Origin of the sequence: Hydrogenophaga sp. 5NK40-0174, assembly GCF_040372165.1 — a bacterium.
Taxonomy (GTDB): domain Bacteria; phylum Pseudomonadota; class Gammaproteobacteria; order Burkholderiales; family Burkholderiaceae_C; genus Hydrogenophaga.
In genome coordinates this window covers 820341-832499 of sequence record NZ_BAABWG010000001.1, presented here as the reverse complement: position 1 = coordinate 832499, position 12159 = coordinate 820341, and the positions used below count along the sequence as shown (strand labels likewise).

14 protein-coding genes are annotated in these 12159 nt (G+C 60.2%); 10 read left to right on the top strand and 4 right to left on the bottom strand.

Annotated elements, in window-relative coordinates; genetic code table 11:
* Positions 1-5: 5 nt before the first annotated feature.
* Both ABWV89_RS03850 and ABWV89_RS03845 read right to left on the bottom strand, forming a co-directional pair.
* On the bottom strand, positions 6-896 hold the full coding sequence (locus ABWV89_RS03850) for an ion transporter (RefSeq protein ID WP_353394385.1): 891 nt from the start codon (positions 894-896) through the stop codon (positions 6-8).
* A complete protein-coding gene (locus ABWV89_RS03845) occupies positions 893-2593 on the bottom strand; it encodes an NAD+ synthase (RefSeq protein WP_353394383.1) in 1701 nt (566 codons plus the stop codon). Before ABWV89_RS03845 ends, ABWV89_RS03850 begins: the two co-directional genes overlap by 4 nt.
* 102 nt (positions 2594-2695) lie before the next feature.
* On the opposite strand from ABWV89_RS03845, the gene ABWV89_RS03840 reads away from it, so the two are divergent.
* The 6 genes from ABWV89_RS03840 (at position 2696) to ABWV89_RS03815 (ending at position 6409) form a co-directional block, all read left to right on the top strand.
* The gene (locus tag ABWV89_RS03840; protein ID WP_502903124.1) at positions 2696-3862 is read left to right on the top strand and encodes a GNAT family N-acetyltransferase; all 1167 of its coding nucleotides are present in this window, start codon (positions 2696-2698) and stop codon (positions 3860-3862) included.
* A 112-nt stretch (positions 3863-3974) separates the two neighbouring features.
* Positions 3975-4298, top strand: a complete 324-nt coding sequence (locus ABWV89_RS03835) for a hypothetical protein (RefSeq protein ID WP_353394380.1) — start codon at positions 3975-3977, stop codon at positions 4296-4298.
* Positions 4295-4729 carry a bactofilin family protein gene (locus ABWV89_RS03830; protein ID WP_353394377.1) on the top strand — a complete coding sequence of 145 codons (435 nt, stop codon included), beginning with the start codon at positions 4295-4297 and terminating at the stop codon, positions 4727-4729. The genes ABWV89_RS03835 and ABWV89_RS03830 overlap by 4 nt, the downstream gene beginning before the upstream one ends.
* Positions 4730-4827: 98 nt before the next feature.
* Entirely contained in the window at positions 4828-5358 is a 531-nt protein-coding gene (locus ABWV89_RS03825; RefSeq protein ID WP_353394375.1) for a bactofilin family protein, read from the top strand.
* A gap of 48 nt (positions 5359-5406) precedes the next feature.
* Positions 5407-5934, top strand: a complete 528-nt coding sequence (locus tag ABWV89_RS03820) for a hypothetical protein (RefSeq protein ID WP_353394372.1) — start codon at positions 5407-5409, stop codon at positions 5932-5934.
* 4 nt (positions 5935-5938) lie between these two features.
* Entirely contained in the window at positions 5939-6409 is a 471-nt protein-coding gene (locus tag ABWV89_RS03815; RefSeq protein ID WP_353394369.1) for a bactofilin family protein, read from the top strand.
* A gap of 85 nt (positions 6410-6494) precedes the next feature.
* On the opposite strand, the gene ppa is transcribed toward ABWV89_RS03815, so the two are convergent.
* Complete coding sequence (ppa, locus tag ABWV89_RS03810) at positions 6495-7031, bottom strand: inorganic diphosphatase (RefSeq protein WP_353394368.1); 537 nt, start codon at positions 7029-7031, stop codon at positions 6495-6497.
* A gap of 279 nt (positions 7032-7310) precedes the next feature.
* Positions 7311-7943: a TetR/AcrR family transcriptional regulator gene (locus ABWV89_RS03805; RefSeq protein WP_353394366.1), complete on the bottom strand. Its 633-nt coding sequence runs from the start codon at positions 7941-7943 to the stop codon at positions 7311-7313.
* A gap of 144 nt (positions 7944-8087) precedes the next feature.
* On the opposite strand from ABWV89_RS03805, the gene ABWV89_RS03800 reads away from it, so the two are divergent.
* The 4 genes from ABWV89_RS03800 (at position 8088) to moeA (ending at position 12088) form a co-directional block, all read left to right on the top strand.
* Positions 8088-8921, top strand: coding sequence for a metal-dependent hydrolase (locus ABWV89_RS03800; protein ID WP_353395162.1), 834 nt, complete (start codon positions 8088-8090; stop codon positions 8919-8921).
* 76 nt (positions 8922-8997) lie between these two features.
* Positions 8998-10137 carry a GTP 3',8-cyclase MoaA gene (moaA, locus tag ABWV89_RS03795; RefSeq protein ID WP_353394364.1) on the top strand — a complete coding sequence of 380 codons (1140 nt, stop codon included), beginning with the start codon at positions 8998-9000 and terminating at the stop codon, positions 10135-10137.
* The gene (mobA, locus tag ABWV89_RS03790; RefSeq protein ID WP_353394362.1) at positions 10137-10796 is read left to right on the top strand and encodes a molybdenum cofactor guanylyltransferase MobA; all 660 of its coding nucleotides are present in this window, start codon (positions 10137-10139) and stop codon (positions 10794-10796) included. The genes moaA and mobA overlap by 1 nt, the downstream gene beginning before the upstream one ends.
* Positions 10793-12088 (top strand): molybdopterin molybdotransferase MoeA, encoded by a 1296-nt coding sequence (moeA, locus tag ABWV89_RS03785; RefSeq protein WP_353394360.1) that lies wholly within the window; start codon positions 10793-10795, stop codon positions 12086-12088. The genes mobA and moeA overlap by 4 nt, the downstream gene beginning before the upstream one ends.
* The last annotated feature ends 71 nt before the right edge of the window (positions 12089-12159 follow it).

Below are 12159 nucleotides of genomic sequence, written 5' to 3'. Positions count from 1 at the left end.
ACCTGTCAGTCTGAACGTTTGTACGGAGGCAGCCGGTCGCCACAGTTGCGACAGAAGTGGGCATCGGGGAGGTGTCCCTCGGTCAGGCAGGCGTGGCAGGTTCGGGTGGTGGCCGTGTCCTTCAGACGGCTGACATTTCCCATTTCAACCGTCACGATGCCTGTGGGCACCGCCAACGTTCCCCAGCCGACGAGCATCATCAAGGTCGCGATCAGGCGCCCTACGCTCGTCGCCGGCGAAATGTCGCCGTACCCCACGGTCGTCATCGTGGTAACTGCCCAGTAAATGGCGGTCGGAATGCTCGTGAAGCCGTTCTCCGGGCCCTCCACCACATACATCACGGTGCCCAGAATGATGGTCACAATCACCACAAACGACAGAAAGATCAGGATCTTGCGTGCGCTTTGCCGAATCGCCATGGCCAGCCCATAGTATTCGCTGACGTAGGCGCTGAGGCCGAAAATGCGAAATATCCTCAGCAGGCGCAGCACGCGCACATCAATCAGCGCATGCAGGCCCGGAAAGAGAAAAGCCAGGTATGTCGGCAATGCCGACAGCAGGTCAACCACGCCGAAGAAGCTCCTCGCGTAGTGCAACGGATGGCGGACACACGCGAGGCGGATCAGGTACTCGAGCGTGAACAGCCCTGTGAAAAACAGCTCGAGCTTCCAGAAAACGGCACCGTAGCGCGCATGCAGATCAGCGACCGAATCGGCAAACACCACGGCGACGCTGGCCACGATGGCCAGCAGCAGCGAAACGTCGAACACCTTTCCAGCACGGGTGTCTGCTTCGAAAATGACCGTGTAGGCTTTGAGCCGCCAGCCATCGAGCGGCCGGCCGAAGTCGGCACGTCGGTGGTCGCGCTGCTCGTGCGTCTCGTCACCGTGGGTCATGCACGCCACTTGCTCGTGATCGGGTAACGCCAGTCCTTGCCGAAGCTGCGGTGGGTCACGCGTATACCCACTGGCGCCTGGCGCCGCTTGTATTCGTTGATCCGGATCAGCCGAACCACCTTGTCGACATCTTCCTGCCGATAACCCAGCCCGATCAGCTCGGCGGGGCTTCGGTCGTTTTCCATGTAGTGCTCAATGATGGCATCGAGCACCTCATACGCTGGCAAGCTGTCCTGGTCGGTCTGGTCCGGTCGCAGCTCGGCACTGGGTGGCCGGGTGATGATGCGCTCCGGAATCGGATTGTCCGCCGTGCGATAGGGATTGTGCTGATTGCGCCACCTGGCCAGGCGGAACACCTGGGTTTTGGCCACATCCTTGATCACGGCGAAACCGCCAGCCATGTCACCGTAGAGGGTGCAATACCCCGTTGCCATTTCGCTCTTGTTGCCCGTGGTCAGCACGATGGAACCGAACTTGTTGGACAAGGCCATGAGCAACACCCCTCTGATCCGCGCCTGCAGGTTCTCCTCGGTGGTGTCCTCTTCCAGCCCGTCAAAAAACGGCGCCAGCGATGACTTGAAAGCCTCGAACTCGGGAAGAATGTCCACTTCGTCATAGCGCACCCCGACGCGTTGTGCCATGTCGCGGGCATCCTGAACGGATATGCCCGCCGTGTAGGGTGAAGGCATCATCAGCACCCTGACCTTGTCCGCGCCCAGTGCGTCCACAGCAATGGCCAGCACCAGAGCCGAGTCAATGCCGCCGGAGAGGCCAAGTACCGCGCCGGGAAATCCGTTCTTTCCAATGTAGTCGCGCACACCCAGGACCAGCGCGTGCCAGAGATCGGCCTCGTCGCTGTGCGGCCGGTCAATCTCACCGGAAATCGTCAGTCCGCCCCTTGGCGCATTCGCCACCTGAACCTCGAATACCGACTCCTCAAAGCTGACCGCCCGGGCCACCAGCTGGCCAGCAGCATCGAGTGCAAAGCTCCGCCCCTCAAATACGATCTCGTCCTGTCCGCCTACCAGGTGGGCATAGATCAGGGGCTTGCCAGTGGCTTTGACACGTGCACGCATCTGTTCTTCGCGCTCGTTGCCTTTGCCAGCGTGGAAAGGCGAAGCATTGATCACGGCCAGGACGTCTGCTCCGGCAGACACGCATTCAGCGGCAGGCTCCTCGAACCAGGCGTCTTCACAGATAAGCAAGCCTACCTTGATGGCAGAACCGCCTTCGACCGCCATCTCGAACACGCACTCCCGGTCACCCGGCACAAAATAGCGCCGTTCATCAAATACCTGGTAGTTCGGCAAGTGCCGCTTGGCATAGGTGTGGATGACCCGCCCATGATGAATTACCGAGGCGGCGTTGTGCAGTCCGACCACTGAAACGCTTCGCTTGCGCAGGCTTGAACCCACATGAGAGGCTGGCCGGTCAGGGTGACCCACCACCAGGTAAAGGCCTTTGAGGTCTGCCGTCTGCTCACTTACCCATTTCAGGGCATCATCACAGGCATCGATGAAAGCAGCACGCAGAAACAAGTCTTCTGCTGCATAGCCGCATAACGCGAGTTCCGGGGTCAGCAGCAAAGTGACGCCATTGGCGTGTGCCTCGCGAGCGGCCGTGACAATGCGCTGTGCATTGCCTTTCATGTCACCCACCACAAAATTGAGCTGGGCCACACTGATTTTGAGAGTCATGGATTCAACGGCCCTGCCGGCCGGCGTGCAAAACGGAACCTGGCCCGGGCCTCGCTGCCGCGCCCGGGCCGGCGGTGGCACGCGGCCAAACCGGAACCACCAATGACAAAAATGGATTATGGCATCGCGCTGCACCATGGTCTGGAAGGAATTCCGGCCAATGCGTGGAATGAGCTGCTGGCGCAACAGGCAACATGGAGCCCGTTCATGCGCCACGAGTACCTCGACGCCATGCATGCCAGCGCAAGCGCTTGTGACGATACCGGCTGGACGCCCCAGTATGTAACGCTCTGGGCAGGGGATGAACTCGCAGCAGCCGCCCCGCTCTACATCAAGCACCACTCCTACGGAGAATATGTGTTTGACTGGGCCTGGGCCAACGCATATCAGCAGCACGGCCTGGACTACTACCCCAAAGGGCTTGTTGCGATCCCCTTTACTCCAGTCCCCGGGCCAAGGCTGATGGCCAGATGCGAACAGGCACGCAAGGCTCTCATTGAAGCGCTGCTGGCGACGGCACAGAACCAGAACCTGTCTTCCTTGCACATCCTGTTTGCCACAGAGAATGAGCTTCAGGCCTGCCAGGAGGCCGGAATGATGCGACGCCAGACCGTGCAGTTCCACTGGGAAGACGATGCGCCTCCGGCCACGTTCGAAGACTTCCTCTCCAGCCTCAGGCAAGCCAAGCGCAAGAAGATCCGACAAGAGCGCCGAAAGGTGGAAGAAGCCGGCGTGCGTTTCTCCGTCCATGAGGGGAGCGAGATCACTGAAACCGACTGGGCCTTCTTCTACCGGTGCTACCGGCAAACCTATCTGGAGCATGGCAACCCACCCTACCTGAGTCCGGATTTCTTCGAACGCATGCGAACCACCATGCCAGAGAACTGGGTACTGTTCATCGCAGACATTGACGGTGAACGGGTTGCAGCCAGCCTGATCGCCATCGATCCGGTCAATCGCGTGGCGTACGGCAGGTACTGGGGAAGTCTGGCTGCCATCAGCTGCCTGCACTTCGAGGCTTGCTACTACCAGCCATTGCAGTGGTGTATGGGCAACGGTTACAAACGTTTCGAGGGAGGCGCCCAAGGCGAGCACAAAATGGCCAGAGCTCTCATGCCCGTCATGACCGGCAGCGCTCACTGGCTGGCCCACCCCGCTTTTGCTGACGCCGTCGAGCGCTTTCTGGAACGTGAGGGCGAAGGGGTCGACATGTACCTCGAAGCATTGCAAAAGAGATCTCCCATGCGGGAGCGCCATATCGGCGACTAGGCACAACACTTGAGGCATACATGTCACTACAAAGTGACAATCTCCATGCTTTCTCAATGCGAGACGCATGTACAACGTAATAACTGGTTACAACATGGCTACACTTGGGCCTATGGACGATACAGATGCGTTCTTCACCCACACGATTGTCGGAGAGCCCCGGTCACTCCTGCTTGGCAGGCGGCTGCGCCCTGCGCAGCTCAGCGAACACGGCGTCGAGGTTCCCATGGAGCTTCACCCGCCTCGCTTGAGCCAGGCCTGGCAGGACTGGATCATTCTCAGGCACGATGACGACGCGCCAGGCACCCCTCGCCCCCGTCCCGGCGCGGCGCGACGATTCATGGAGCGCTATGCCCTGCTCATTGCGATGGCTGGACTGATCGCCATCGCAGCGGCGCTGGCATTGACCTATCTGCCCGGGGTATTCGCACGATGAAGGCACTGCAGGACACCCTGACCATCGACCCCATTGCCATGGGCGTCGTGAACCGTGTCGCCCCTGGCGCGCGGCTCAATGGCGAGCTGCACTTTGAGGGCGGCCTGCTCGTTCAGGGCGACATTCATGGGCAGCTTCGCGTCAATGGTCCGCTCATCGTCTGGAAAGGCGGCGCAGTTCGCGGCCGCATCCGGGTGCAAGGCGATCTGTTTCTGTTTGGCCATCTGGGCGCTGAAGAAGGCGGTCCGTCGGACACCTATCTCGAATGCCTTGGCATGGCTTACGTTTCGCAAACTGGTGTATCAACCGGCACCCTCATGGCCCGCCGACTCCAGCTATACGACGGTGCTGACCTGCGTGGTCCGTTCAAGACGCTCAAGTTGGGTAGTAACCTACCCGTGTTGCAAGAAGTGCAGCAACCGAAAGCCTGAAGCGCTCAAGGACCAAAGCAATGAAAGCACGACGACACATCAAATCACACAAATCCAACCCACCCAGTCCACCTGCATCTCAGGAAAGCGCAGAGCCAATGACCGACGAGAACATCGATTCACCGGACAACCAGAACGCCGACGCATCAGGCGACGCTGACATGCCTTCGGCCATTGAGGTCGATGTGGGCAAATCCATGCCGACCACGCAGGCTCAGAACATCCCGACACTGGGCGCCAGTGCTGCCCCAGGCACCATGATCGACGCCACAGAGGCCACTCATTCGCGCAGCATGCTGGCCGAGGGGATGCACTTTGTGGGCAACGCCAAACTCCGAGGCCCGTTCAGCGTGGCCGGGCAGATCGAAGGCAACCTGGAGCAGGCCTCGGACACTCAGGTTTCCGTGGTTGTGACCGAGACAGGCGAAGTCAAGGGCGACATCACAGCCCACAAGATTTCCGTGATGGGCCGTACCGAAGGTGTGCTGGATTCCGGCCCTGGCGAAGTCGCCCTTCATGACTCTGCCAGCGTTCATGGTCTGGTGCGCTATGGGCGCATTCAGGTCAACGGCGCCGACCTCAACGCCACGCTGGAACGCGTTGGCGGCCCTGCCAAAAAAGGCGCTTGACGCGCCCAACCAATGCAGTGAACTGTTTGCCGGCTTCGCGAGTTGTCAGTGAGTCCCGTCGTTTTTCCGCCAGAGCACGATCCCGACGCTCTGCGCCGGGCCGTGCTCGAAGCCAGCTGGCGACGAGATCGGCGTGTTGTGCGTCGCCGCCTGGCGTGGCGCTGGGTGGCCTGGTTTTTTGCCAAGTACGGCCTGTACCTGCTGTTGTTTGCGGCAGCAGGCTATGGCCTGTGGACTTGGCAGCAAACCCCTGCTTCGGCACCATCGCCCCGACAAGACGTCCCGTCCGAAGGCTCGGATACAGCGCCAGCGGCAGCAACGGCGACTCCCGTCGACCAACCGTCTCCAGAGACGGCGACTGCCCAGCAACCGGGAAGCGATCCGTCCATTGCAAGCCTCGAGCAAGCACTGCCCCGAGAAACGCCACTGGCAGACCCTGTCGCGCTGAAATTCAGCGCCTGGGGCGCCGGCAAGACATCTTCACCCTCTTCCGCAACTGCCAACCGGGCGCCTGTCAGCCCAGTTGGCGAGCCACTACTCCAAACCGAAATCTGGCTGCACAGCAAGGAGCCTTGAAATCATGAGCCAAAAACCAACCTCTACCCGGCTTGTTCCCGCAGAACGCCTGTCGGCCATCACCAGCCTGATCGCAGAAGGCGCCGTTTTTGACGGCAACTTCCACACCTCCCGCGACCAGGGCATCAAGGTCGACGGCCAGCTCAAGGGCAATATCACCTTTGAGACCGGGGGCACACTTCACATCGGCCCGACCGGTGTGATCGAGAACACCTGCCTCGAAGCCGACTATGTCTTCATTGAAGGAAAAGTCATCGGTCAGGTCATTGCCCGCAAAGCGCTGGAGATTACCGGCACGGCAACGCTCATCGGCGATGCCAGCTACGACGAACTGATCGACATGCACCCCCGAGCGCGGGTCCGCGGCAAGATCGATTACCGTGGCGACATCGATTCAGAGCCTTTGCCAGCGCCTGCTGCTGCCTCTGGTGGGTCAGGCGACAACAACGGCGACTTCAGCAACAACGCCTACTGACCGTTCAGTCGCCCGCCTCTGCCCATAAAAAAAACCTGCCGCATAGGGCAGGTTTTTTTGTTTCTGTCCGCTTTGCAAACGTCGATCAGCCCAGCGACTTCTGGTAGGCAGCCATGCCGTCCACGATTTCCTTGCGAGCAGCGTCAAGACCTTCCCAGCTCTCGACCTTGACCCACTTGCCCTCTTCCAGATCCTTGTAGTGCTCGAAGAAGTGCTCGATGGCGCGCAGGCGCATGGGCTCCACGTCTTCAGGCTTTTCCCAGGCCTTGTACAAAGGCAGAATTTTGGTGGTGGGAACAGCCAGCACCTTGCCGTCCTCGCCGCCTTCGTCAGTCATGCGCAAGATGCCGATGGCACGGCATGGGATCACAACGCCAGGCATCAGCGGGAAAGGCGTCACCACCAGCACATCCACCGGATCGCCGTCGCCAGCAATGGTTTGCGGCACATAACCGTAGTTCGTGGGGTAATGCATGGCTGTGCCCATGAAACGATCCACGAACACGGCGCCGGTGTCCTTGTCGACTTCGTACTTGATCGGGTCGGCGTTCATCGGGATTTCGATCACAACGTTGAACGCTTCTGGGGCTTTGTCGCCGGGGGTGACTTTGTCGAGGGACATGGTTGTTTCGTCTCTTGGTTTAACTGGAATTGAAAAAAGCTGTCGAGAATCGGCGGACGTCGGGCAGACGTTCAGGGAGCCATATGGCCCCCACTGGCACCCGTCAGCACTTGACAAGGCGCCAACACACGCCGCCTCCCGAGACGGGATGACCGCTCGGGATTAACCCTGATTTTACTGATATGAGCCTGACACCCGCTTGCCGAGGCGGTTCAAGCTGCAAAAATGGCCCTCGCAAGGGCCATTTGGGGAGATCTGCACAAATCGCAGTGGCGAGGCCTATGAGGCCCTCTCCGGTACTGCCTCTGGCGTATCAACCGACAGCACCAGCGCCCGCACGACCTTGGCGGCCAGTGGCGTGAGTGTGGGCAGGCTATCCATGGTGTCGCGCTCGATCATCCTCAACACCAGCTCGTTGATGGCGCCAACCGCCGCCGTGGCCATGTCGTGGGACAGGGTTTTCTGCTTGGGCGCACCAGGATGCTCCCGGTTGACCGTTGAACACATGAAATTCGCCATGTCGTTGATGACCTGACGGCGCGCCTCTTCCCCTTGATGACCCAGCTGGAAGACCTCGACATGCAGGGTGCGCAGCATGCCCGGCGTGGATGACAGGTGTTCGAAATAGCGCGTCAGTGCCTCCTCCAGTTGAGGTTGCCATGGCTTGTCGGGGACGACAGAGTCGCGCAGGACGCGCAGGCCCGACTGGCTGGCCGCGCGAAACAGCGCCAGAAAGCAGGCCTCTTTTGACTCAAAGTGCTCGTAGAAGGTACGCTTGGATACGCACGCATGACGGACGATGTCTGCGATCGTGACAGATGCGTATCCTTTTGCTCCAACCGAGACCGCCATTGCCTTGAGCAAGCGAGCCCGGTGATCGGTGACCTCCCTGGAGCTGGATATTGTTTTCATTGTCCAGTGACTCCTTCTCCACATGATAGTTGGCATTTGCTGTTTTTCTGCTGACGTGAATGTGCAAATGCATACAAAATTTCATCTATTCAACCTCTAAATATCGGTACTTGCACGTACCCCTTGAGATGAAAGATGTCACGAATGTCTCAGCTGACGATTCGAAAACTTTTGATTGACCTGGAACCTCCTTTGCCGCGGCACTGGTGTAATGGGGACGCTTTTCTGACAGCCTGGTTCAATGCCTTGTCGATGAGCTTCCCCAAAGGTGAACAGTTTTTCATTGATTCGGTACGAAGTGGTTTCTCCGCATTGACAGCCGATTCCAGCGTACGCTTCGAAGACGAGGTCAAAGGCTTCATCGGGCAAGAGGCCACTCACCGGCACATCCACGCCAAATTCAATGCGCACCTGGAAAAGCAAGGCCTGCACAAAGGATGGGAAGCGCGCATTGAACGACGCCAGGCTCGCCTCAAGCAAATGAACATGCTGGATACGCGCCACACACTCGGCATCACCGCCGCGAACGAACATTTCACCGCCTTGTTCGCTCACTGGCTGCTCACACACCCGTCTTTGCTGCAAGATTGCGAGCCTCGATTGCGCTTGCTATGGGAGTGGCACAGCGCAGAGGAGTCAGAGCATCGCTGCACAGCATTCGATCTGTACCAGGCGCTCGGGGGCAACCACAAGTGGCGAACACGCTGGATGCGGAGCACCACTTTCTTCTTTCTGGCCGACGTCTTTCGCCAGACAGCAGACAACCTCCGCCGCGATGGGACTTTGTGGAAATGGAGCACATGGCGCAGCGCCTACAGGCACCTGCTCTCAAAGCAGGGCCTCTTGCGGCAGACATATGCCGGATGGCGCGCGTATTTCTCGCCTGATTTCCACCCCTCCAGGCAAAGCGATGAGCCTTCGCGCCGCTGGCTGGCAGAAAACGCGGACTCGCTCAAGCCCGTAGGTGCCTCTGCCTGAGAACATTCCATGCCCCAAGCCTGTGTTTCACCGAAGATAGCAACGTGGGCTTGCCACCAAGGGCGATAATCGACAAATGACAGATCGTGTGATCCCCTTGCTGGATGAAAGCCGCCAAGGCCTGCGAGCACCTGTACGGCCACATGCAACAGCCCCCTCAGGCCTGGTCCTCGATGGGCTCAAGCGGCCCCTGCGCGACCTTCGCATCAGCGTGACTGACCGCTGCAACTTCCGCTGCAGTTATTGCATGCCCAAGGAAGTGTTCGACAAGGACTATCAGTACTTGCCACACAGCTCTTTGCTGAGCTTTGAAGAAGTCACGCGTGTCGCCCGTCAATTCGTTGCCCATGGCGTGCAGAAGATCCGTCTGACCGGAGGCGAGCCGCTGCTGCGCAAGAATGTCGAAATACTGATTGAGCAACTCGCTGCGCTGCGCACACCAGAAGGCCAAAAGCTCGATCTGACACTGACCACCAACGGCTCCTTGTTGCGCAAGAAGGCCCGGGTGCTCAAGGATGCCGGGCTCGACCGGGTCACCGTCAGTCTCGACGGTCTCAATGACGCGATCTTTCGCCGCATGAACGATGTGGACTTCCCGGTGGCTGATGTGCTCGATGGGATTGAGGCAGCCCAGGAAGCGGGACTCGGCCCGATCAAGGTCAACATGGTGGTCAAGCGAGGAACCAACGAACAGGAAATCCTGCCCATGGCCCGCCATTTCCGCGGGACTGGTGTGGTAGTGCGGTTCATCGAGTACATGGACGTCGGCGCCACCAACGGCTGGCGCATGGACGAAGTCATGCCCAGCGCCGAGGTCATGGCTCACATCAACGAATCCATGCCTGTGGTGCCACTGGAAGCGACTGCGCCCGGTGAAACCGCGCAGCGTTGGGGCTATGCGGGCGCTGACGGCCAATACGACCCGTCCCTGGGCGAAGTGGGCGTCATCAGCAGCGTGACGCAGGCGTTTTGCAGCGATTGCAACCGTGCCAGGCTGTCGACCGAAGGCAAGCTTTACCTGTGCCTGTTCGCTCATCAGGGGTACGACCTGCGCGAGTTGGTGCGTGGTGGTGCCGATGACGCCGCGCTCGCCGGTGCCATCGCCGCCATCTGGGAAGGTCGTGCCGACCGGTATTCCCAGTTGCGCGCCAGCATGCCGCCCGACCAGGCGGCCAAAAGCGGACGTCGCATCGAGATGAGCTACATCGGCGGGTGATGGGCGAATCCAATTTGGATCACAAGGCACTGATCACCGCTCTGGTCCTCGCTGGTGGCCAGAGCTCTCGCATGGGCGGTGCGGACAAAGGCTTGCAACTGCTTGGCAAGCGCACCTTGGTGCACCATGTGATCGATCGTCTCAGTGCACAGGTCGCCATTGCATCGACCGCCATCAACGCCAACCGGCACGAGAACGAATACGGCGCCTTTGGCCTCCCCTTGTGGCCCGACGACGCAGCAGACAGGCCGGGCCCAATGGCCGGCATCATCACCGGACTGGAGCGATGCCAGACCCCCTGGTTGCTGGTCGTGCCATGCGATGCACCTCTGCTACCGCTGGATCTGGCAGATCGCCTGTTGGAAGCAGCCACCCGCTCGAACGCGGACATCGCCATGGCATGTAGCCAGGATGCCGCCACAGGCCGTGAACAACCTCAACCCGTCTTCAGCCTCATTCACCAGCGCCTGCTGGACAGCGCCCGCGAGGCTCTGGCCAACGGGGAGCGCCGTGTTCTGGGGTGGGGGCGTCAGCATCGGCTGGCGTTTGCCCATTTTGAAGACAACCTCGAATCCGGCATCGGACCCTTTGCCAACGCCAATACCTTTGAAGAACTGGCACGCCTGAAGCCGCATCTGACAGAGACTCCCAACCCATGACCTACAAGCCCACCCCTCCCAGTCTGGACGAGATCGCTGCTGCCTTGCAAGGCTACGACCCCAAGGCCTTGCGCGCAGATACCGTCAACGCTTTTCTCGCAAAGCTGGTCTCTCCCGTGCAGGCATCCGAGGACGTTGGCGTGTTTGACGCACTCGACCGGGTGCTGGCTGAAGACGTGATTTCACCAATCAGCGTGCCGCCGCACGACAACTCCGCCATGGACGGCTTCGCCTTTCGGGGCTCCGAGCTGAAGGCCGGACAGTCGACCAGCTTGCGCGTGGTCGGTACCGCCTACGCTGGCAAGGCCTATGCAGAGCCGGTGGGCGCGGGTGAGTGCGTGAAGATCATGACAGGGGCGGTCATGCCTGAAGGGCTGGACACCGTCATTCCAGTGGAGTTCACACAGATCGAGGGTGAGGTGCTTTCTTTCGCCGCCGACGTGGTTCGCCAGGGCGACAACCGCCGATGCCTGGGAGAAGACCTCATGGCCGGCCAGCCAGCCCTGCGCAAGGGAGACCGAATCGGCCCTGCTGCGCTGGGTCTGATCGCCAGCCTGGGCTTGCCTGGAGTGAAGGTGTGGCGCAAGGTCAAAGTGGCCTACTTCTCGACCGGCGATGAAATCCTCAGCCTGGGTGAAGCACCGCGTGAGGGCGCCGTGTACGACAGCAACCGCTACACCGTCTTTGGGCTCCTCAAGCGGATGAATGTGGATGTGCTGGACATGGGTGTTATCGCCGATGAACCCAAGGCACTGGAAGCCGCGTTCCGTTCTGCTGCCGCCAACGCTGACGCCATCATCACCAGTGGTGGAGTGAGCATGGGCGAGGCGGATTACACCAAAGCCATGATGAAGAAGCTCGGTGACGTGGCATTCTGGCGCATTGCCATGCGACCGGGACGGCCCATGGCAGTCGGCCGGCTTGAAGAGAATGGTCGCTCTGCGGCTCTCTTCGGTCTGCCCGGCAATCCCGTGGCGGTGATGGTCACGTTCCTGGCTTTCGTGCGTCCCGCGTTGCTCAAGCTGATGGGCAGCGAGGCACCAGCGCCGGTCTACCTCAAGGCTCGCAGTGCAGAGGCTTTGCGCAAGAAACCAGGTCGCACGGAGTATCAGCGTGGCGTGGTGACTCGCGAACCCGATGGAGGACTCACTGTCCGCATCACGGGCAACCAGGGTTCAGGCGTGCTGCGCTCGATGGTGGAAGCCAACGGTTTGATCGTGCTGCACCACGACCAGGGCAACATCGTTGCCGGAGGTGAAGTGGACGTGATGATGTTTGACGGCGCGATCTGACATTCGTTCGCCTCTCCCCGCCCAGCTCCACTGACCAGTTCCACAAGAAAAAAGACCCGGTCCTGCACTGA